Consider the following 19127-nt stretch of genomic DNA (forward strand, 5'->3'; position numbering starts at 1 on the left):
GCCGTGATTTCGCCTTTCTCGGACGCCAAGGTTGCAAAGCATGGCAAAGTCCCGGTCTTCCCCGAAGCTCGTCACGATGGCCGTCGAGGCTCGGGTAGCGGAGACGGCAGGTCACGACGATGCCGCGCTTCTCACCTTGCTGGCGCAGGGCTTGCGTCTGCAGGCCTCGGAAAACCTTTGGCGTGTCAGCGGCAACACCCTCCCGCATCGCGTGCTGCTGCGCGAGGCCGGCGGAACCTGGAACCGGCTCGACCAGTGCTGGGACTTCACGGGCGAGGATCCGACGGCAAGGCTCGCCGCGGCGCTGGAAGCGGCCCCGCCCCCGGTGGCGGGGCACAACAGCGGCGAGACTGAAGCGCCCAGACCGCACTATCACGGCCATCGCGCCCGCGTGCGCGAGCGGGTGATGAAGGCGGGCGTCGAGCCGCTGGCCGACTACGAACTGCTGGAACTGCTGCTCTTCTATTCGATCGAGCGGATCGACACCAAGCCGATGGCCAAGGCCCTGCTGGACCGGTTCGGCACGCTGGGCGACGTGTTCGCCGCCGAGCCGGCGCAGCTGCGGGAATTCGAGATCGACCAGCGCACGCTCGTCCATTTCAAGGCGATGCGCGAGGTCGGGCGGCGGCTGGCCGAGCGCAAGGTGAAGGACATGCCGGTCCTCACGAACTGGCAGCAGCTCATCGACTACTGCCACGCGGCGCTGGCGCACGAAAAGACCGAGCAGTTCCGCATTCTCTTCCTCGACCGCAAGAACGTGCTCATCGCCGACGAGGTGCAGCAGCGCGGCACCATCGACCACACGCCGGTCTATCCCCGCGAGGTCGTGAAGCGCGCCCTCGCCCTCAATGCCGCCGCCTTGATCCTCGTCCACAATCACCCGTCGGGCGATCCCAAGCCGAGCCGCGACGACATCGAAATGACGCGGGAGATCAAGGCTGCTTCCGAGGCACTGGGTATCACGATACACGACCATCTCGTGATCGGCCGCAAGGGCCATGCGAGCTTCAGGAGCCTTGGGCTACTGACATAGAGGGCGGCTCCCACCGGGCGGGGAGCCCCCGCCTGTCGGAAAATCCGGGTTGGTCGGCGTGCGCTCTTCCCTCAGGATGGCGCCAATCGTTCTCCGGGAGGGAGCCCCCATATGACCGTCACCATCACGCAGCTCACGCCTGTGTTCGCGGGTGAAGTGGGTCCGATCGATCTGCGCGACGTTCACGATCGCGAATCGCTCGAGGCGATCCGGGCGGGCATGGACAAGTACGCCGTCCTGGTGTTCCGCGACCAGAAGTTCACCAACGAGGAGCAGCTCGACTTCGCCCAACGCTTCGACGGGACACTGCATGCCCGCACCTCCTCGTCGGCCATCGGCAACAACCGGTTCGGCAACGAGGCCTTGGCCGACGTCTCGAACGTCGACAAGGACGGCAACATCCGCGACGCCAATAACCGCATGCGCGCCTCCTCCGTCGCCAACCGGCTGTGGCATACCGATGCGTCCTTCGTCGACCCACCGGGACGCTATTCGATGCTGTCGGCACGCGTGGTGCCGACGGTGCGGGCCGACACCGAATTCGCGGACATGCGCGCGGCTTACGACGCGCTGGACGAGGAAACCCGCCGCTCCATCGAAGGGCTGCGTGTGTTCCACTCCATCGTCTATTCGCGGCACGTGCTGGGCTTCGACTTCAACGACGACGAGAAGGACAAGTTGAAGGGCGCCGTGCATCCATTGGTCCGTACCATTCCCGGCTCGGGCCGCCGCGCGCTCTACCTCGCGTCCCATGCCGAGCATATCGTCGACATGCCGGTGCCCGAAGGCCGCCTGTTGCTGCGCGACCTGACCGACCATGCCACGCAGCCGCACTTCGTCTATCAGCACGTCTGGCGGCCGCATGACTTCGTGATCTGGGACAATCGCTGCACCATGCATCGCGCCCGGCCCTTCGACGACCAGAAGCACCGCCGCGAGATGCGCCGCACCACCACGCTCGACCTCCCCCTGCCGGTCACGGCTTGAGGCGATCGGTCAGGCCCCCGGGATCGCCGTCACGGCCACGGGCGCCAGGACGCGCTCGAGGTCCTTCAGGTCGAAGGGCTTCTTGAGGATCGGCAAACCGGCCATCGCGCTGTCCGAGGGAAACCAGTGCGAGAGCGTCGTGGAACTCAGGACGATGCGGGTCTCGGGTCTGTTGGTCCGGGCCCATCGCGCCAGTGCCGCGCCATCGCTGACCCCGATCCAGTCCAGATCCGCCAGCATGTAGTCGAAGGGTTCGATCACGGCTGTGCGGATGGCGGGACCGCCATGCTCGGACTCGACGATCCTGAAACCATGGCGCTGCAAGTGATCTAACAGGACGGTTCGCGCCGCGGGATCGCTTTCCACCACGAGGATCGAGAGGCCTGAAGCCCCTGCCTCACCAATGTCCACCACACACACCTCAATCGAAAAGTGTGGCGTCCCACGGCCACACGGTCGCCTTTAGAACGCAGGCGCCCACAGGCCGTTCCCGTCGAACCGGGCTATACTCCGGTGCATGAGTGGAAAGATCCTTATCGGAATCGGCGGCTGGACCTTCGAGCCGTGGCGCGGCGTCTTCTATCCCGACGACCTGACGCAGAAGCGCGAGCTGGAATATGCCAGCCGCCAGCTCACCTCGATCGAGATCAACGGCACCTACTACTCGAGCTTCAAGCCGGCCAGCTGGGCCAAGTGGCGCGACGAGACACCCGACGGCTTCGTGTTCGCGGTGAAGGCGTCGCGCTTCTGCACCAACCGCAAGGTGCTGGCGGATGCCGGCGAATCGGTGCAGCGCTTCGTGACGCAGGGGCTCGTCGAACTCAAGGATCGCCTCGGCCCGATCAACTGGCAGTTCATGGGCACCAAGAAGTTCGATCCGGTCGACTTCGAGGCTTTCCTGAAGCTCCTGCCGCGCGAGGTCGGCAAGCTGCCGCTGCGTCACGCGCTGGAAGTGCGGCACGACAGCTTCAAGGACGAGCGCTTCTACGATCTCGCCCGCAAATACAAGGCGGCGATCGTCTATGCCCATGACAAGGACTTCCCCGAGATCGACGAGCCGACGGCGGACTTCACCTATGCCCGTCTGATGCAGTCCGAGGAGAAGGTGAAGACCGGCTACAAGCCTGCCGACATCGACGCCTGGGCCAAGCGCGCCAGGGGCTGGGCGAAGAAGGGCGACGCCTTCGTCTATTTCATTTCCGGCGCCAAGGTGCGCAATCCGGCGGCAGCACAGGCGCTGATCAGGAAGATCGGCTGATCGGAGGCTTGACTTGCAGGATCGACGCCCGATATTTAACCATATGGTTCACTACTGTGGCGGCATCGACTCGATCCTGAGCGTGCAGGTCACGGGGCGCCCCGATTTCGATTGCGGAACGATTGGTCGAGCGCGCGGTTCGACCGCCTCTCCGCCTTCCTGAAGGGCGACAAATGGCCAGCAAGCCCAGCCTCGCGCTCAAGCGCCGCCTCAATGCGCCGCCCGAGAAAGTCTACGAAGCCTGGACACAGCCCGAAAAGATGATCCAGTGGTGGGGCGTCACCGGCCATCACCGCGCGCCCATCGCCGAGACAGACCTGCGTGTCGGTGGCCGCTTCCGGGTCCAGTTCTGGACGCCTGACGACGAGCATCACAGCGTGAGCGGCGTCTATCGCGAGATCGTGCCGTCGAGCAGGCTCGTCTTCTCCTGGGCCTGGCAGAGCACACCGGAGCGCGAGTCGCAGGTCACGGTCGACCTGAAGCCCGACAATGACGGCACGATCCTCATCCTGACCCACGAACAGTTCTTCAGCGAAAAGGCGCGCGACGACCATCGCGGCGGCTGGATCATGGGACTCGACCGGCTGGAGGCCTACTTCGGATGAACACCCAACCCTGGCTGAAACCCGTCGGACTGAGTTCACCCGGCCAGCGCGCCGGTCTCCTCGCCGATCTGCCGCGCGGCCCCGCGGCATTGGCAGAGGTCATCCAGGGCCTGTTGATCCACGAGCACATCGCGCCGACCTATGGCGTGCGGCTCGACGCGAACCAGCATGCCCAGGCGCATGTCCGGTCCATAGAAGCGCTGCTCGACGGCGTAGCCACGCACGACGCACGACCGCTCCCTGCGGCAAGGGCGCCGTGCGAGCGACAGGTCGGCGTCTGTCGCCACTTCTCGCTGCTCCATGTCGCGATGTTGCGCGCGCAAGGTATTCCGGCGCGTGCGCGCTGCGGCTTCGGCGCCTATTTCGAGAAGGGCAAGTTCTACGACCATTGGGTCACCGAATACTGGAACGAGGCCGAACGGCGTTGGGTCCTGGTCGATGCGCAGATGGATCCGCACCAGCGCAAGCTCTTCCATCTCGCCATCGATCCGCTCGACGTCCCGCGGGATCAGTTCCTCGTCGCCGGCGATGCGTGGACGCTCTGCCGCGAGGGCAAGGCCGATCCCGACGCCTTCTGCATCCTCGACATGAGGGGCTGGTGGTTCATCGCCAGCAACGTGATCCGCGATATCGCCGCGCTGAACGGTCACGAGATGCTGCCGTGGGACGTGTGGGGCGCCATGGTGCCGGACAATGACAAGATCGACAGGGCGTTCATCGACCGGCTGGCCGAGCAGTCGAGCCATCCCGACGCCGACCCCGCCGCATTGCGTGCCGCTTACGAGGACAGGCGGGTCGCGGTGCCGCCGATCGTCTTCAACAATGTCCTGGGCCGCGACGAGCCCGTCGCGCAGAGCGGCTGAAGCCGGCGATTCCCGCTGCCCCGGCCCCGCCGGATCGTTGTAAGCTGGGCTCCGTCCGGATCACCAGATTGGGAGAAGCCCATGCCCGCACTCTCGCTCGACCACTACAACATCTACTGCACCGATCTCGAGGCCACCGTGCGCTTCTATGAACGCTATGTCGGCCTGACCAACGGCGACCGGCCTCCCTTCCCCTTCCCCGGCGCCTGGATGTATGCCGGCGAAAAGGCGATCCTCCACCTCGTGTCGGAGACCGGCCGCAAGGACCAGGGCAGCGGCGCCATCGACCATGTCGCCATCAACTGCGCCGACATCCGCGGGACGCTGGACCAAATCAAGAAGGATGGCGTCCCCTTCGAGGTCAAGAAGGTCCCGGCACGGCCGCTGCAGCAGGTCTTCGTGCACGATCCCGACGGCGTCATGATCGAGCTGAACTTCTGGCACGAGGAAGACGTGGCCGAACTGGCCGGCTACGACCCGATGTCGAACAAGGTCACGGCCGAGAAGCAGAAGGTCCCGGCGTAGGCCGTGCCACCTCCGCCGCGCGATCCTCAATCGGCGGTCGGCACTCGCGACAGCCAGTCGACATAGTCGGGCGGCAGAAGATCGCGGCCCGCGAGCAGGCAGTCGAGATAGGCCCGCGGCGGCTTCAGGCCGGCTTCCTGGATCAATCCGACATAGACGATCGCGTCGACGTCCTCGCCGCGGTCGGCGCGCCTGACCCGGATCGTGCGCCGTTCGTAGTGGCCGGCGGCGACACCCTCGTAGATGTCCAGCACCTCCAGGCCGGCCTCGGGCAGGGCATTCAGCGTGCCATGCACCACGCCCGTCCTGTCCGGCACGATGTTGGCGGCCGCGCCGCCCTTCTGCAGCCTCGAGGGCTTGTCGAAGACGAGGCGCCAGCCGTCGAGCCGGCCGGCGATGCGCTCGCCGCGCGGCACGCCCTTCGGTGCCAGGCGCTGGTCGAACAGGCGCGCGGCGTCCATGTTGGAGCCGTAGGCGAAGTACCAGATCAGGTTATCCGCCATACCCGCACCTTCTCGTCGTAGCCTCGGATCGCGACCGGCCCGAGATCGACGGCCCCGTCACAGGGCGCCGCATCCAGTACCGACTGCGACACCAGGAGCTGGGCCCCCATCTCCTTGGTGAGCTGCTCCAGCCGCGCCGCCAGGTTCACCGTGTCGCCGATCACCGTGTATTCCTTGCGCTGCGGCGAGCCCACCGTGCCGGTCACGGCCTCGCCGAGATGGATGCCGATGCCGACGCGCAGCGCCCAACCGGGATGGGCGTCGTTCCATCCCGCGACCGTGTCGATCATCTCCTGCGCGGCCGCCAGCGCGTTGCGGGCCGCCGCGGGATCGGCGAGCGGCGCGCCGAACAACGCCAGGAAGCCGTCGCCCAGGAACTTGTTGATGATGCCGTTGTTGCGGTCCACGACGTCGATCATCCGCGCGAAGAACGCGTTGAGAAGCGCCACCGTTTCTTCGGCCGAGCGCCGTCGGGTCATCGCCGTGAAGCCCCTTATGTCGAGAAACAGCACGCAGACCGTCCGGATCTCGCTCGGGGGTTCGCTCTGGGTGGCCAGCAGCCGGTCGACCACCGCCGGCGAGACGTGCTGGCCGAACAGGTTGGTGACCCGGTCGCGCGCGGCCACCGCCCGCACCGACTTCTCGAACTGGCTGCGCAGGCTGTTGGCGACGAACCCCGCCACCAGACCGCTGGTAAACAGCACGAGCGTGCGGCTGAAATGAAACAGGAGCGTTTCCTGCGGGATGTCGCCCCATGGCTGGATCGGCAGCAGCCACAGGACCAGGACCATCTGTTGAACGGCCGCGACGCTGCCGGTCCAGACGGACAGCCAGAAATCGAGCCGCAGGGTCGAGAGCAGGATGAAGATGAAATAGAGGAGCGGCGGCCAGAAGCCGAAGACCAGCAACGGGTCCATGTAGTGGCTGAGCGTGATGATGATGGCCGACGGCAGGGACGTCTCGATCAGGGCATTGCCGAAGCGTGCGTATTGCGGAAAGTCCTGGCCCTTCGATGCGCGATACCCGAGAAACTTGAGCGACCCCAGCTCGTACAGAAGGAAGGGGCCGATGCCGACGAACGGAAGCCAGCCGGGCACGTCGCGCTCGAAGATGCGGGACGTATAGGACGGAAACAGGTTGGCGACCCCGAGCGCCAGGGCCAGCAGCGACGCCAGGATGATGGCGACGGCGCGCATGCGCTCCCGCTCGCTGCGGATGATCTCGCGGCGGAGCGCGTCTGAGAAGAAGTCGGGCGCCGCGGCAGCCATCGCGGCCAAACTAGCCAGAGCCGGCGGGCTCCACAACGGCCCGGGGCGGTGCTAGGTACTGGACCATGTCGATGAAGGAGATCGCACGGGAGCTGCAGGGCAAGGTCGCCAACCTGGCACTGCGCATGCCGATTTCCTGGGTCCACATCCTGGCCGGCGCACCGGTCGCGGTCGACGGCCGCACGCTCGACGGCCGCATACAATGGTTCCTGAAGCTGCTGGCCTACAGCGGACAGGCGCCACTCCATTCCCTGAGCGTCGCCGAGGCCCGCGAGGACTACGACGCCTTCATGCAGCTGCTGGGCGGACGCCCCGCTCCGGTGAGTTCCATCCTCGACCGCACCCTGCCCGGCCCGGCCGGCCCGGTGCGCATCCGCATCTACCGGCCGGCCGGAACCGTGGCGCGGCTGCTGCCGACCATCGTCTATTTTCACGGTGGCGGGTGGGTGATCGGCAGTCTCGAAGGCTACGATCTCGCCTGTCGCTATTTTTCCGCCCGCTCCGGCTGCGCCGTCGTCTCGGTCGACTACCGGCTGGCGCCCGAGCACAAGTTTCCCGCCGCGGTCGACGATGCCCTGGCCTCCTATCGCTGGCTGGCGAGCGAGGCGGTTTCGCTCGGCCTCGATCCCGATCGCATCGTCGTGGCCGGAGATTCCGCGGGCGGCGCTCTGGCCGCCGTGGTCGCCCAGACCGTGCGCCACGAACCGCACCCGCCCTGCCTGCAGTGGCTGATCTACCCGGCGACCGACATGGCCGGGGACAGCGCGTCCCACAAGAGCTGCGGCGAGGGCTTCCTGCTGACCCAGTCAGACATGGCCTGGTTCCGCATGCACTATCTGAACGACGCCGGCGCGGAAGCCGGGGATCCCCGCGCCTCGCCGCTGCGGGCCGCGGATCTCACCGGCGTGGCGCCCGCGCTCGTGTACACGGCCGGCTTCGATCCTCTGCGCGACGAGGGACAGGCCTATGCCGTCCGGCTGCAGTCTGCCGGTGTGAAGGCGATCCATCGCGAGTTCGAGACGCTGATCCACGGTTTCGTCGGCATGCGAGGCGCCGTCCATGCGGCAGCCCGGGCCATGGACGACATGGTAGCGGGCGTGCGCCACGAACTCGCGCAGCTCGGGCGATGACGGAACGCCGGGAGGAACGACGGGAAATGGGTGGCGACGGCACGACACAGGCGGAACAGCGCAGCGAACGCAGCGGTCGACGCGAACAGAACAAGGCGGAGAACCGTACCGCCCTGCTCAAGGCGGCGCGCGCCGTGTTCGCGGAGATGGGCTATGGCGCGGCCAGCGTGCGCGACATCGTGCGCCGTACCGACCTCGCCTCGGGCACCTTCTACAACTACTTCAAGGACAAGGACGAGATCTTCGAGGCCGTTGTCGGCGAGCTGACCGGCATCCTGCTGCAGCGCCATCGCGACGGCCGTGGCCGTGCGAAGTCGACCGAGGAGTTCGTGCGCCTGCACTATGCCGCCTACTTCAATTTCCTGGCGGAGGATCCCGAACTGCTGGCGCTGGGCCGGTCGAGCTTCACCGCGGTGCGCACCCTGCTCGACAAACCCGATGTGCGCGCGCTCGCCAAGGCACTGAACGACGACATACGCGCGGCCATCTCCGAGGGGATCCTGCCGAACGTCGACGTCTCCTATCTCAGCGCGTCCATGGCCGGCATCGCCTTCGAGATCTCGATGGTCATGGTCGCCCGCGATCCGGTCGACCCCGACACCGCCGCGGAGTTCGCGACCCGCCTCATGCTGGGCGGCCTCGACAAGCTGCCGCGACGCTGACCCAAAAGCAAAACGGCGGCCCCATGCGGAGCCGCCGTTTTTCCAGCACAGGTATCAGGAGCGCTCAGGCGCCCTGCGCAATCGTATTGCGCAGCACGCCGATCCCCTCGATCTCGACTTCGCAGACGTCGCCCGGCTTCAGCCAGGGCTGCGGCTTGCGGGCCATCGCCACGCCCGACGGCGTGCCGGTGATGATGATGTCGCCCGGATCGAGCGTCATGCACTTGCTGAGCTCGTGCACCAGCGTCGGCACATCGAAGATCAGGTCGTCGGTGTTGCTGTCCTGCATGGTGACGCCGTTGACGCGGGTCATGATGCGCAGCGGGGCCGCGCCCTTCGGCAGCTCGTCCGCCGTCACGATGTCGGGACCGAAGCCGCCGGTCGCGTCGAAGTTCTTGCCCAGCGTGAACTGGCCGCCCGACTTGCGCTGCCAGTCGCGGATCGAGCCGTCGTTGAAGCAGGCGTAGCCGGCGATCACCGAGAGCGCCTTCTCCTTCGGCACGTTGCGGCACTTCTTGCCGATGACGATGGTGAGCTCGGCTTCCCAGTCGAATTCCTTCGAGTGCGTCGTCGACAGCATCTTGCCGTTGTGCGGCACCAGCGTGTTGTTGAAGCGCGTGAAGACCACCGGGTAGGTCGGGATCGGGCTGCCGGTCTCCTCGGCATGCTTGCGGTAGTTGAGGCCGATGCAGAGGATCTTGCCCGGCGCGGGGATCGGCGTCAGGTACTTGGCCGACTTCTCCGATACGGTGGCGCCGGCCTTGGGCTTGGCACAGGCCTTCAGCACCGCCTGCTGCAGCTTCTTGCCGCCCGCCAGGATCTCGACGACCGACTTCGGTCCGCGCGGCATCTGCTTGCTGAGATCGACGATCTTGCCGTCGCCCAGCTTGACGCCGACGGCCGGCTTGCCGCCGCTCAGGATGGTGCAAAGACGCATGTGTTTCCCCCGTGAAAATTCGTCTGAAATGTGGCGGGGCGTAAACTCCACCCTCCCGCATCTTCGGTCAAGCGCGCGCGGATTTTTGCTAGTCTGCAGCCATGCGATCCCTCCTCCTCGCACTGCCCCTCCTGTTCGCCACCCTGCCTGCGTCGGCACAACTCGTCGTACCGCTGACGACCCCCGACGGTCGCGTCGCCTGCACCCAGGGCAAGACGGGCATCGGCCGTCCCGCCGACTGGCGGGCGGTGGCAGATCCCGACGGGCCCGACGGGTGGGCCCTCGCCGAACGCGAACCGGATGCGACCGACCAGCGCTTCCCGCTGTGCATTTCAGAGCAGGCGCAGGGGCGCGACTTCGACGCCACGCTGCGGTTCAAGATCGTTTCGGGCTCGCGCGACCAGGTGGCCGGGTTCATGTTCCGGGCGCAGAGCGCCAGCGACTACTACGTCGTGCGGGTGAATGCCCGCGACAACTCGGTGCGCCTCTACCGCATGGACAAGGGCAAGCGCAGCCAGCTGGGCACCAAGGAGACTCCCGTCGAGCTCGGCAAATGGCATTCGCTGCGCGTGATCGCCGCGAACGATCGCATCGAGATCGCGCTCGACGGCAAGCCTCTGTACGGCATCAACGATCGGACGCTGGTCCAGGCCGGCGCCCTCGGCGTGTGGAGCCAGGGCGACAGCGTCACCCACTACGGGTCCCTGCTGGTCGCCCCACCGCCGCCGCCGGCGCGCTGATCAGCGCCGGGCCGCCAGCAGCGCCTCGGCGAGCTCGACGAACCCCTCGCCCGATCGGCCTGCAGTGATCCAGCGCGGTCGATGCTGCAGACGGTCCGCGAAGTCCGCGACGTTGGCCACGCCGACGGCGTTGGGAAACCAGCCGAACATCGGCGCGTCGTTGGGCGAATCGCCCGCAAACACGTAGCGCGCCCGTTCGGCGGTCAGATCGACGCCGAACAGTTCCTGCATCATCGCTCGGCTGGTCGTCAGCTTGTCGTAGTCGCCGAACCAGCCGTTGACGTGGATCGAACTCACCTTGGCATGAGCGCCATGCCGCTCGAAGATTTCCACGATGCGCTGGATATCGGAGGGAGGCAGCGCCGGCACGTCCTCGCGAAAATCCACGGCGAGATCGGCCACGCGATAGGGCTGGTCGGAGGCGATCCCGGCGCCCGGCACTTCGGCGAGCACGTCGGCCCTCACCCGCTCGAGTCGGCGGCGCCCCTCGGCCCGCGCGGCATCGGACTGGATGAAGCGAGTGCGCAGCCGCTTCTGCTGGTGGTCGTGCCACATCCAGAAGGCACCATTTTCCCCGACCACAGCGTCGACCGGCCAGAAGCGCGCGATGTGATCGCACCACCCAGCCGGGCGGCCCGTCACCGGCACGACCAACAGGCCGGCCTTCTTCAAGGCCTCCAGGGCGCCATAGGCGGCCGCGGACAGCGTACCTTCGGTGGAGACGGTGTCGTCGATGTCCGTCAGGACGCCGCGAACCGCGGCGAGGGTTTCGCGGGGGCAGTTCTTCAGGGGTTCCATGCGCGGCCTTCTAGCATGGCATCGCTTCACGACAGCAGGCGCACCATCACGAGCGCCAGCCCGGGGAACGCCATCACCAGCCCGAGGCGCACGATGTCCGCGGCGATGAAGGGCAGCACGGCGCGGTAGATTCGCGTGAGCGCGACGTGACGGGCGAGCGCCGACACGACGAAGACGTTGAGGCCGATCGGAGGCGCGGTGAGGCCGATCCCGACCACGATCAGCACCAGGATGCCGAACCAGATCGCGACGTCGTCGGGGGCCATGCCGAAATCGAGCGCCTGCACGATCGGGAAGAAGATCGGCAGGGTGAGCAGGATCATCGCCAGCTCGTCCATGACGGCGCCGAGCAGGATGTAGAACAACAGGATCAGCGCCATCACGCCGTAGGGCGTGAACCCCGAGCCGCCGATCCACTCGGCCGCCGCCACCGGCAGCTGCGACAGGGCCAGAAAGGCATTGAAGACATCGGCGCCCAGCAGGATCAGGAAGATCATGCCGGCGGTCTCGGCGGTCTGCAGCAGGGCGGCCTTCAGCCCGGCCCAGCGCATGCCACCGACCAGCACCGCCACCACCAGCATCGCCGCGACGCCGACCGCCGCGCCCTCGGTCGGCGAGAACACGCCGCCATAAATTCCCCCCAGAACCACCAGCGCCACGAGGATCGCGGGCCAGACGGCGGCGAAGTCGCGCAGCCGTCTCTTCATCGGCACGCGCGGCAAGGCCGGCCCCAGTTCGGGTCGGCGGCGCACCACCAGCGCGATCACCAGGCAGTAGAAGAGCGCAGCCATGAAGCCCGGGATGAAGGCCGCCATGAAGAGCTTGGCGATGTTCTGCTCGGTCGAGATGCCATAGACGACGAGGATCACCGAGGGCGGGATCAGGATGCCAAGGGTACCACCGACCGCGATGACGCCGGTCGCGAAGCCGGCATCGTAGCGATAGCGCTCGAACTCCGGCAGCGCGGCGCGCGCAAAGGTGGCCGTGGTAGCGACGGAGGATCCGCAGATCGCGCCGAAGGCCGTGCAGGCGCCGATCAGGCCCATCGCCAGACCGCCAGGACGATGGCCGACCAGGCTCGAGGCGGCGCGAAACAAGGCGGTCGAGAGGCCCGACTTCTCCGCCAGCGCGCCCATCAGAATGAAGAGCGGGATTACCGACAGCGTGTAGTTCGAGAAGTCGTGATAGGGCGTCGTCTTGATGTAGTTCAGGAAGACGGGCCAGCCGCCCAGCCACGCATAGCCCGCGCCGCCGACGAACAGGAGCGAAAGACCGATCGGCATACGCGCCGCCATCAGCAACAGCATGATGACGAAGCCCAGGATCGCGGCGGACGTGCCGGTCACGGTTCGGTCCGGAAGCGGCCGGCGGCGGTGACGAGCGCCGCCAGCGCGAGGAGGCCCGCCATGGCGGCACAGGCCATGATCGCCCAGCCGACCGGCATCCCCAGCACCATGGTGGACGTGCGCGAGCCGATCGCATCCGCCGCCCCCACCGCCAGACGCCAGCCGAGCAGCGCGGCGGCGGCGGCATAGACGATGTCCCAGAAGGCGTCGATCGCAGACAGCACACGCGCCGGCAGCCGGATGGTGAACGTATCGACCAGCATGTTACCGCGCCGAAGCTGCGTGTAGGGCAGGAAGGAGAAGATCGCGAGCGCGACCGCCATCTGCACCATCTCGAAGTCGCCCGGCAGGCCGCTGGAGGTCGCCCAGCGCAGTCCCACGCTCGCCGTCACCAGGCCGGCGATGAACAGCGATAGGGCGGCGCCCGCCAGGGCAAGCGCCGCGCCCAGCCTTTCGGCGGTCCGCATCCAGCCCATGCGGGGCTCAGGACACCTTGTACTTCTGCACCAGCACTCGCACGGCCTCGACCAGCTTGGCGCCGTCGAGATTGCGATCCTTCACAGAGGCGACCCAGGCATCGATCACCGGCTGCGTCGTCTTGCGCCACCGCGCCGCCTCGTCGACCGAGATCTCGCTGATGACGTTGCCGCTGCGCTTGGCGACCATCTCGGCCACCGCGGCGCCGGCGTCGTCCCAGGTCTTGCCGGCCATGGTGGCCGCCGCCATGCCCGAGTTCGCGTCGAGCACCTTCTTCAGGTCGGCCGGCACCTTGTCGTAGCTGCCCTTGTTCATCGCCAGCACGAAGGTGGCGGTATAGAGCGTCGGCGAGCCCGGGATACCCGTATGGTACTTCAGGAGCTCCTGGACCTTGATCGCGGGCACGACCTCCCAGGGCACGACGCAGCCGTCGATCACCTTCTGCGCGAGGCTTTCGGGGACCTGCGGGATCGGCATGCCGATCGCGCTGGCGCCCAGCGCCTTCAGCGCCTCGCCGGCCTGCCGGGTGGGAAAGCGCAACTTCAGACCCTTCAGGTCTTCCATCGTCTTCACCTGCTTGTTGGCATGGATCAATCCGGCATCGTGCGCCCAGGCACAGATGAGGTGAACCTCCTTGAACTCGTCCTTGAGGTAGGTGTCGGCATACTCCTGGAAAGCCTTGGCGTTCACGATCCCGAGCTTGTCGGCGACGAACGGCAGTTCCATCGCCTCGCTGGCCGGAAAGCGGCCCGGCGTGTTGCCCGGCAGGGTCCAGATGATGTCGGCCACGCCGTCGCGCGCCTGGTCGTAGAGCTGCGGCGGCGCGCCGCCCAGCTGCATCGCCGGGAAGATCGTGATCTTGATCCGCCCGTTCGATTCGGCCTCGATCTTGCGCACCAGCGGCGTCAGGAACTTCTGGTGAATGTTCGAGGCTGCCGGCAGGAAGTGGTGAAGCTTGAGATTGACCTCGGCGGCCTGCGCGTAGCCTTCGCGCAACAACGCGGGAGCGGCCACGGCCACGCCTGCCAACGCAAAAACCCTGCGACGCTTTATCGGCATCAATGCCTCCCTGGTCTTTTCTTATGGCCGGGAGGCTAGCACAGGCGGGAGGAACTTGAGAGGCCCAACCGCAGATTCGACAGCGGCCCCGCCGGTCTTCGTCCGGTCGCTAGAGAGTGCCGCCCGCCAGCATGTCGAAGCGGTTGCGGATTTCCGCGACGCTCGGCGCCTGGTCGATGGCCACCTCGGGAATTTCCCTCGCCACTTCGGCGCGGTCGAACTCATCGAGATGAAGGTCGGCGGCGGCGTGATCGTCCGGAAGAGCCTTCAGGGCATTGTGCAGGTGAAAGAGGTGCCAGTGCGCCGGCCCCGCCAGCGCGCCCGATTCGAGATGCGCCAGTCGTTCCTGAAAGCGCTGGAAAACTTTCTTTCGCTCTTCCGACATCGCCCGCCCCGTTACCGCTGAAATCCTTCACATGGTGCGCGACGCGGCGCCAAACGGCAAGCCGGCGAAAACTGCCGGGACGACTCAGCGCTTGAAGACGGCGAAGGCCAGAAGTGCGACGAAGGCCGCAGTCCCCGACGCGAGACCGGCCCCGATCGTGAGCGGAATTCGTCGCCGCCGGTGCTTCTTGCTGAGAAGGCTGAGATGTTCCCGGCGCGTCATCCCACCCGGAAAGTCATACTTGTCGGGCGGGTTGTTGATGTTCTGCGTGCCCCGCCACCATCCCCAGGCAGCACCGCCCAAGGTAAACACGGCCACGACGATCAGTATCTCCATGTCTCATCTTAGCAAAACAAAATGAACGATGCTGCAGACTTCGCGCACACCCAAGCGACGGGGCAACAGTTACCGCAGCACTTTTCACTTCCAGTGAACACTCTCTCGTAAGAAAAGCGTAACGCCCTTGGCCCGTGCTGGTTGCGAGGCGGTTTCTCGAAACATTCACGGTGTCTTCTGCGTTCTATCGGCACACGGAAGGAGAAGCACCATGCGAACGATAAGCTCACTCTTCGTCCTCGCCGGCCTCGCCTGCGCGCCCCTGGGCGCCATGGCTCAGGACCTCGCCTTCGCATCCAACGCACCGGTATCCGATCGCCTCGTGTTCATGGGGCCTAGCGACGTGCGTGTTCCACCGTCCGCGATCGAGACGATCCGAAGCGCGGCCGACGCCGCGAAGTCGGCACCGGTGCTCATCGAGGGCAGGGCCGATCGGGCGAGTGCGGTGAAGCAGGAACTCATTCGGCAGGGCGCGCCTGCGGAAGCCATCACTGTGAGGCCTACGCCAACCCGCCCGCTTGCGCAGGTCGGTGACGGCATCGACGATCCGACCGAGCGGCGAGTGAACATCCGATTCTAGGAAACAGCGATCGGCTGGGGAGACGCCCGCCGCATGCGGCGGGCGTTTCCTTGCGTGCCCGCCACAAAAGGAAAGCCCGCCCTGGCGGACCAGGACGGGCTCCTGCAGCCCCTCGGGGGAGAGGGACGGTTTCTTGAACCGCCAAAGGCTGCATCCATCCAACGCGCCAGGGAACGGCGGGTTGCACCGGCCAGCGCCGACCGGACACTTTTTCTAGTCGGCCGACACGCGCCCTTCGCGATCGACCGTAAGCACGACCTCGGTCTTGCCGCGCAGCGCGCGTGCGCGCCACGTCCCGTCAGGCCCGGGCGTAATGTTCCTGACCAACTTGTAACCATCGGCTTCAATCGCGCCCCGGGCGAAGCCATTTCCCTCGGCATCCCCGGAGATCTGTTGGGCGGGTGTCGTAGCCGAAGCGGTTTCGACGACGGCTGTCGCAGGCGCGGGCGTGGAAATTGGCGGACGCTCCCGCACGACGAGCGGCACGGGTGCCTGGCGCATCTCGACGAGGACGGGCTTCGCGGAAGAAAGCTGCGGAGAAGAAACCTGGGGGGACTGCATCGCTCCGGTCGCCGCCTTGGCCGATCCGCGCTGCGTTCCATCGGGCAGCGGCGCCACCACATGGGCAGCCGCCACCGTTACGGCCAGCGCGGCGGTGGCGAGTGCGAACACGATGCCTTGGTTCATTGTCGTCGGTCCCTGATATTCGGCCTCCTTAACGCTGCTGCCGTCCCCGGCGTTGCGTGCAGGCCGGACGATCAGTAACGATGGAACTCGAGCAACCCCTCCCAGGCACCCCAATGGCGCTTCCGTCAGGCATTTCCTTCTCCCCGGCACACTCGGTCGAGCTGTCGGACCGATTCAACGTCGCCGTCCCTTTCATCGATCGGCATGTCGGCGAAGGTCGTGGCGCCAAGGCGGCGATCCGGACGTCGACGGAGTCGGTAAGCTACGCGGACCTTGCCGAACGGGTGAGCCGGGCGGGCAATGCGTTGCTTGCGGCCGGGCTGAGGCCCGGCGACCGGTTGCTCATGGTGGTGAAGGATTGCCCGGCCTTCTTCTATCTCTTCTGGGGAGCCATCAAGGCGGGCATTGTGCCGGTGCCGCCGAACACGCTGCTGCGCGCGCCGGACTATGCCTACATGTTCGAGGATTCCGGGTGCCGGCTGGTCGTCTATTCGCCGGAGTTCACGGGCGAAATCGGGCCGGCTCTGGAACAACTCGGCGCCAGGGCACCAAACGCCCTGGACGTCGATGGCTTCCTGACCGCGATGGCAGCGGCCTCCCCTGCTCTGGAGGCGCGGCTCGCCGCGCCCGAGGACGACTGCTTCTGGCTCTATTCCTCGGGCTCGACCGGCCGGCCCAAAGGCGCCGTTCACGCACATCGCGACATGGTCGTGACCAGCGAACTCTACGGCGTGCGCGTGCTCGGCATCAGCGAGACGGATGTCAGCTACTCCGCCGCCAAGCTGTTCTTTGCCTACGGGCTGGGCAACGGCATGACCTTCCCGCTGTGGGTCGGCGGTACCGCCATCCTCGACGATCGGCGGCCGACACCCGAAACGACCTTCTCCAACATCGAGACGTTCCGGCCGACGATCTACTACGGCGTGCCCACCCTCTATGCCGCCCAGCTCGCGGCGCTCGAGACGCAGAAGCGCGATCTCTCCTCGCTGCGCGCCTGCGTGTCGGCCGGCGAGGCGCTGCCCGCCGACATGTTCCGCCGCTGGAAGGAGCAGACCGGCACCACCATCCTGGACGGCATCGGCTCGACCGAGGCCCTGCACATCTTCATCGGCAACCGGCTCGACGACTGCCGGCCCGGCACCAGCGGCAAGCCGGTCCCGGGCTACGAAGCGCGCATCCTGGACGAGAACGGCGATCCCGTTGCGAGGGGGGAGAGCGGCCGGCTGTGGATCAAGGCGGAATCGGCGGCCAAGTACTATTGGAACAAGCCCGAGAAGACGGCCGAGACGATGGTGAACGGCTGGCTCAACACCGGCGACACCTATCGCCAGGATGAAGACGGCTACTTCATCTACGAGGGCCGCAGCGACGACATGCTCAAGGTCGGGGGCATCTGGTGCTCTCCCGTCGAGATCGAGAATTGCCTGGTCGGACATCCGGCCGTCCTCGAGGCCGCCGTGATCGGCCAGACCGACGAACAGTCGCTGATCAAGCCCAAGGCCATCGTCGTCCTGAAGCAGCCCGGCGATGCGGGCGCGGCCATGACCGACGCGCTGATGGCGCACTGCAAGCGGACGCTCGCCCCCTACAAGTACCCGAGGTGGATCGAATACGTCCCGGAGCTGCCCAAGACCGCGACGGGGAAGATCCAGCGCTTCAGGCTGCGCGCCTGAAGCAAAGCGGCGGCGGCCGCGGGACCCAATCTGCCGTTGTTGGGGGCTTTCTTTTCCGCTTTTATACGAGCAAGGGAAACAGGGAGCGTGGGCTCATGAAAAGCAAGTTGTTCGGTACCGCGACGATCGCGGCGCTCGCCCTCGGCCTGCCGGCGGCGGCGCAGAGCCCGATCAAGGTCGGCTTCGTCAGCACGTTTTCGGGGCCGCAGGCCGCCATCGGCGAGGACATGCGCCGCTCGGTCGAGCTGGCCAAGGAGCATCTCGGCGGCAAGATGGGCGGCAAGCCTTTCGAGATCGTCTACGAGGACGACCAGTTCAAGCCGGATGTCGGCAAGGCGCGCTCCGAGAAGCTCGTCCAGCAGGACAAGGTGAACTTCGTCGCCGGCTACATCTGGTCGAACGTTCTTCTGGCCTCGCTCAAGACCGTGGTCGACGAGGGCGACACGATCCTGGTGTCGGCCAATGCCGGCCCCTCTGCGATCGCAGGCGAACTCTGCAACAAGAACTTCTTCTCGACGTCGTGGCAGAACGACCAGACGCCGATGGCGATGGGCGACTACCTCAACAACAAGGGCGTGAAGAGCCTCTACCTGGTCGGCCCGAACTATGCCGCCGGCAAGGACATGCTGGCGGGCGTGAAGCGAACCTACAAGGGCAAGATCGTCAGCGAGGACTTCACCAAGTGGCCCGACCAGCTCGACTTCTCGGCCGAGCTCACCAAGGTCGCCGCCGCCAAGCCGGACGGCATCTTCATCTTCTATCCCGGCGCACACGGCGTTCAGTTCGTGAAGCAGTGGGCGCAGTCGGGTCTCAACAAGACCGTGCCGCTGTACCAGGTGTTCTCGATCGATGCGATCACGCTGCCGCAGCAGGGCGACCTGGCGCTTGGCACGCTGGGCGCGCAGGAATGGGTCAACGATCTGCCGAACGAGGCCAACAAGAAGTACGTCGATGACTTCAAGAAGAAGCACGGCGTCTACCCGTCCTACTACGGCGCGCAGAGCTACGATGCGATCATGCTGATGGCCTCGGCCGCCGAGGCGCTGAAGGGCGACCTGTCGAACAAGGACAAGGTCCGCGCCGAGATGAAGAAGGCCAACTTCAAATCCGTGCGCGGCGACTTCAAGTTCGGCAACAACAATTTCCCGATCCAGAACTTCTACATCCAGGAAGCGGTCAAGGATCCGCAGGGCATGATGACGGTCAAGACGATCGCCACCGCCGTCAAGAATGCGGTCGATCCCTTCGCCGAAAAGTGCCCGATGAAGTGAGATC

Annotated in this window: 23 protein-coding genes; 12 read left to right on the top strand and 11 right to left on the bottom strand. The window is 66.3% G+C overall.

Annotated features, from left to right (window positions below; all coding sequences use genetic code 11):
* The first annotated feature begins 40 nt into the window (after window positions 1–40).
* A complete protein-coding gene (gene radC, locus LJ725_RS20060) occupies window positions 41–1033 on the top strand; it encodes a RadC family protein (RefSeq protein ID WP_230552523.1) in 993 nt (330 codons plus the stop codon).
* Between the two features lie 111 nt (window positions 1034–1144).
* Window positions 1145–2020 carry a TauD/TfdA dioxygenase family protein gene (locus tag LJ725_RS20065; RefSeq protein ID WP_230552524.1) on the top strand — a complete coding sequence of 292 codons (876 nt, stop codon included), beginning with the start codon at window positions 1145–1147 and terminating at the stop codon, window positions 2018–2020.
* 9 nt (window positions 2021–2029) lie between these two features.
* On the opposite strand, the gene LJ725_RS20070 is transcribed toward LJ725_RS20065, so the two are convergent.
* The gene (locus tag LJ725_RS20070) at window positions 2030–2434 is read right to left on the bottom strand and encodes a response regulator (RefSeq protein WP_230552525.1); all 405 of its coding nucleotides are present in this window, start codon (window positions 2432–2434) and stop codon (window positions 2030–2032) included.
* A gap of 103 nt (window positions 2435–2537) precedes the next feature.
* Between LJ725_RS20070 and LJ725_RS20075 the strand changes: the two genes are divergently transcribed.
* The 4 genes from LJ725_RS20075 (at window position 2538) to LJ725_RS20090 (ending at window position 5271) form a co-directional block, all read left to right on the top strand.
* Entirely contained in the window at window positions 2538–3278 is a 741-nt protein-coding gene (locus LJ725_RS20075) for a DUF72 domain-containing protein (protein WP_230552527.1), read from the top strand.
* A 173-nt stretch (window positions 3279–3451) separates the two neighbouring features.
* Window positions 3452–3883, top strand: a complete 432-nt coding sequence (locus LJ725_RS20080) for an SRPBCC family protein (protein WP_230552529.1) — start codon at window positions 3452–3454, stop codon at window positions 3881–3883.
* Window positions 3880–4746, top strand: coding sequence for a transglutaminase-like domain-containing protein (locus LJ725_RS20085; protein ID WP_230552531.1), 867 nt, complete (start codon window positions 3880–3882; stop codon window positions 4744–4746). The genes LJ725_RS20080 and LJ725_RS20085 overlap by 4 nt, the downstream gene beginning before the upstream one ends.
* 81 nt (window positions 4747–4827) lie before the next feature.
* Entirely contained in the window at window positions 4828–5271 is a 444-nt protein-coding gene (locus LJ725_RS20090) for a VOC family protein (RefSeq protein WP_230552532.1), read from the top strand.
* A gap of 26 nt (window positions 5272–5297) precedes the next feature.
* On the opposite strand, the gene LJ725_RS20095 is transcribed toward LJ725_RS20090, so the two are convergent.
* A complete protein-coding gene (locus LJ725_RS20095) occupies window positions 5298–5774 on the bottom strand; it encodes a gamma-glutamylcyclotransferase family protein (RefSeq protein WP_230552533.1) in 477 nt (158 codons plus the stop codon).
* Window positions 5759–7042: an adenylate/guanylate cyclase domain-containing protein gene (locus LJ725_RS20100; protein ID WP_230552534.1), complete on the bottom strand. Its 1284-nt coding sequence runs from the start codon at window positions 7040–7042 to the stop codon at window positions 5759–5761. Before LJ725_RS20100 ends, LJ725_RS20095 begins: the two co-directional genes overlap by 16 nt.
* 71 nt (window positions 7043–7113) lie before the next feature.
* Between LJ725_RS20100 and LJ725_RS20105 the strand changes: the two genes are divergently transcribed.
* Window positions 7114–8172: an alpha/beta hydrolase gene (locus LJ725_RS20105; RefSeq protein WP_230552535.1), complete on the top strand. Its 1059-nt coding sequence runs from the start codon at window positions 7114–7116 to the stop codon at window positions 8170–8172.
* Window positions 8173–8198: 26 nt separating this feature from the next.
* Entirely contained in the window at window positions 8199–8834 is a 636-nt protein-coding gene (locus LJ725_RS20110; protein WP_230552537.1) for a TetR/AcrR family transcriptional regulator, read from the top strand.
* 64 nt (window positions 8835–8898) lie between these two features.
* Here LJ725_RS20110 and LJ725_RS20115 read toward each other — a convergent pair whose 3' ends face one another.
* Window positions 8899–9771 carry a fumarylacetoacetate hydrolase family protein gene (locus LJ725_RS20115; protein ID WP_230552538.1) on the bottom strand — a complete coding sequence of 291 codons (873 nt, stop codon included), beginning with the start codon at window positions 9769–9771 and terminating at the stop codon, window positions 8899–8901.
* Between the two features lie 101 nt (window positions 9772–9872).
* Here LJ725_RS20115 and LJ725_RS20120 point away from each other — a divergent pair, with 101 nt between their 5' ends.
* Window positions 9873–10511: a family 16 glycoside hydrolase gene (locus tag LJ725_RS20120; RefSeq protein WP_230552539.1), complete on the top strand. Its 639-nt coding sequence runs from the start codon at window positions 9873–9875 to the stop codon at window positions 10509–10511.
* Here LJ725_RS20120 and LJ725_RS20125 read toward each other — a convergent pair whose 3' ends face one another.
* The 6 genes from LJ725_RS20125 to LJ725_RS20150 all read right to left on the bottom strand — a co-directional run bounded on the left by LJ725_RS20125 (window position 10512) and on the right by LJ725_RS20150 (window position 14912).
* A complete protein-coding gene (locus LJ725_RS20125; RefSeq protein WP_230552540.1) occupies window positions 10512–11309 on the bottom strand; it encodes an HAD-IIB family hydrolase in 798 nt (265 codons plus the stop codon).
* 26 nt (window positions 11310–11335) lie between these two features.
* Window positions 11336–12655, bottom strand: a complete 1320-nt coding sequence (locus tag LJ725_RS20130; RefSeq protein ID WP_230552541.1) for a TRAP transporter large permease — start codon at window positions 12653–12655, stop codon at window positions 11336–11338.
* A complete protein-coding gene (locus LJ725_RS20135; RefSeq protein WP_230552542.1) occupies window positions 12652–13131 on the bottom strand; it encodes a TRAP transporter small permease in 480 nt (159 codons plus the stop codon). The genes LJ725_RS20130 and LJ725_RS20135 overlap by 4 nt, the downstream gene beginning before the upstream one ends.
* A gap of 7 nt (window positions 13132–13138) precedes the next feature.
* Window positions 13139–14191, bottom strand: coding sequence for a TRAP transporter substrate-binding protein (locus tag LJ725_RS20140; protein WP_230552543.1), 1053 nt, complete (start codon window positions 14189–14191; stop codon window positions 13139–13141).
* A gap of 109 nt (window positions 14192–14300) precedes the next feature.
* A complete protein-coding gene (locus LJ725_RS20145; RefSeq protein WP_230552544.1) occupies window positions 14301–14576 on the bottom strand; it encodes a hypothetical protein in 276 nt (91 codons plus the stop codon).
* A gap of 84 nt (window positions 14577–14660) precedes the next feature.
* A complete protein-coding gene (locus LJ725_RS20150) occupies window positions 14661–14912 on the bottom strand; it encodes a hypothetical protein (RefSeq protein WP_230552545.1) in 252 nt (83 codons plus the stop codon).
* A 211-nt stretch (window positions 14913–15123) separates the two neighbouring features.
* Here LJ725_RS20150 and LJ725_RS20155 point away from each other — a divergent pair, with 211 nt between their 5' ends.
* Window positions 15124–15492 (top strand): OmpA family protein, encoded by a 369-nt coding sequence (locus LJ725_RS20155; protein ID WP_230552546.1) that lies wholly within the window; start codon window positions 15124–15126, stop codon window positions 15490–15492.
* A gap of 213 nt (window positions 15493–15705) precedes the next feature.
* Here LJ725_RS20155 and LJ725_RS20160 read toward each other — a convergent pair whose 3' ends face one another.
* Entirely contained in the window at window positions 15706–16179 is a 474-nt protein-coding gene (locus tag LJ725_RS20160; protein WP_230552549.1) for a hypothetical protein, read from the bottom strand.
* 113 nt (window positions 16180–16292) lie between these two features.
* Here LJ725_RS20160 and LJ725_RS20165 point away from each other — a divergent pair, with 113 nt between their 5' ends.
* Window positions 16293–17852 carry a benzoate-CoA ligase family protein gene (locus LJ725_RS20165; protein ID WP_230552551.1) on the top strand — a complete coding sequence of 520 codons (1560 nt, stop codon included), beginning with the start codon at window positions 16293–16295 and terminating at the stop codon, window positions 17850–17852.
* Window positions 17853–17947: 95 nt separating this feature from the next.
* The gene (locus tag LJ725_RS20170) at window positions 17948–19123 is read left to right on the top strand and encodes an ABC transporter substrate-binding protein (protein WP_230552553.1); all 1176 of its coding nucleotides are present in this window, start codon (window positions 17948–17950) and stop codon (window positions 19121–19123) included.
* The last annotated feature ends 4 nt before the right edge of the window (window positions 19124–19127 follow it).

The organism is Reyranella aquatilis (genome assembly GCF_020880995.1).
Classification (GTDB): Bacteria; Pseudomonadota; Alphaproteobacteria; order Reyranellales; family Reyranellaceae; genus Reyranella; species Reyranella aquatilis.

Coding starts and splice junctions, on each gene's coding strand:
- LJ725_RS20165 (WP_230552551.1), top strand. CDS start 16,293: ATGGCGCTTCCGTCAGGCATTTCCTTCTCCCCGGCACACTCGGTCGAG.
- LJ725_RS20160 (WP_230552549.1), bottom strand. CDS start 16,179: ATGAACCAAGGCATCGTGTTCGCACTCGCCACCGCCGCGCTGGCCGTA.
- LJ725_RS20100 (WP_230552534.1), bottom strand. CDS start 7,042: ATGGCTGCCGCGGCGCCCGACTTCTTCTCAGACGCGCTCCGCCGCGAG.
- LJ725_RS20120 (WP_230552539.1), top strand. CDS start 9,873: ATGCGATCCCTCCTCCTCGCACTGCCCCTCCTGTTCGCCACCCTGCCT.
- LJ725_RS20105 (WP_230552535.1), top strand. CDS start 7,114: ATGAAGGAGATCGCACGGGAGCTGCAGGGCAAGGTCGCCAACCTGGCA.
- LJ725_RS20095 (WP_230552533.1), bottom strand. CDS start 5,774: ATGGCGGATAACCTGATCTGGTACTTCGCCTACGGCTCCAACATGGAC.
- LJ725_RS20170 (WP_230552553.1), top strand. CDS start 17,948: ATGAAAAGCAAGTTGTTCGGTACCGCGACGATCGCGGCGCTCGCCCTC.
- LJ725_RS20110 (WP_230552537.1), top strand. CDS start 8,199: ATGGGTGGCGACGGCACGACACAGGCGGAACAGCGCAGCGAACGCAGC.
- LJ725_RS20080 (WP_230552529.1), top strand. CDS start 3,452: ATGGCCAGCAAGCCCAGCCTCGCGCTCAAGCGCCGCCTCAATGCGCCG.
- LJ725_RS20155 (WP_230552546.1), top strand. CDS start 15,124: ATGCGAACGATAAGCTCACTCTTCGTCCTCGCCGGCCTCGCCTGCGCG.
- LJ725_RS20065 (WP_230552524.1), top strand. CDS start 1,145: ATGACCGTCACCATCACGCAGCTCACGCCTGTGTTCGCGGGTGAAGTG.
- LJ725_RS20135 (WP_230552542.1), bottom strand. CDS start 13,131: ATGGGCTGGATGCGGACCGCCGAAAGGCTGGGCGCGGCGCTTGCCCTG.
- LJ725_RS20150 (WP_230552545.1), bottom strand. CDS start 14,912: ATGGAGATACTGATCGTCGTGGCCGTGTTTACCTTGGGCGGTGCTGCC.
- LJ725_RS20090 (WP_230552532.1), top strand. CDS start 4,828: ATGCCCGCACTCTCGCTCGACCACTACAACATCTACTGCACCGATCTC.
- LJ725_RS20140 (WP_230552543.1), bottom strand. CDS start 14,191: ATGCCGATAAAGCGTCGCAGGGTTTTTGCGTTGGCAGGCGTGGCCGTG.
- radC (WP_230552523.1), top strand. CDS start 41: ATGGCAAAGTCCCGGTCTTCCCCGAAGCTCGTCACGATGGCCGTCGAG.
- LJ725_RS20085 (WP_230552531.1), top strand. CDS start 3,880: ATGAACACCCAACCCTGGCTGAAACCCGTCGGACTGAGTTCACCCGGC.
- LJ725_RS20145 (WP_230552544.1), bottom strand. CDS start 14,576: ATGTCGGAAGAGCGAAAGAAAGTTTTCCAGCGCTTTCAGGAACGACTG.
- LJ725_RS20075 (WP_230552527.1), top strand. CDS start 2,538: ATGAGTGGAAAGATCCTTATCGGAATCGGCGGCTGGACCTTCGAGCCG.
- LJ725_RS20115 (WP_230552538.1), bottom strand. CDS start 9,771: ATGCGTCTTTGCACCATCCTGAGCGGCGGCAAGCCGGCCGTCGGCGTC.
- LJ725_RS20125 (WP_230552540.1), bottom strand. CDS start 11,309: ATGGAACCCCTGAAGAACTGCCCCCGCGAAACCCTCGCCGCGGTTCGC.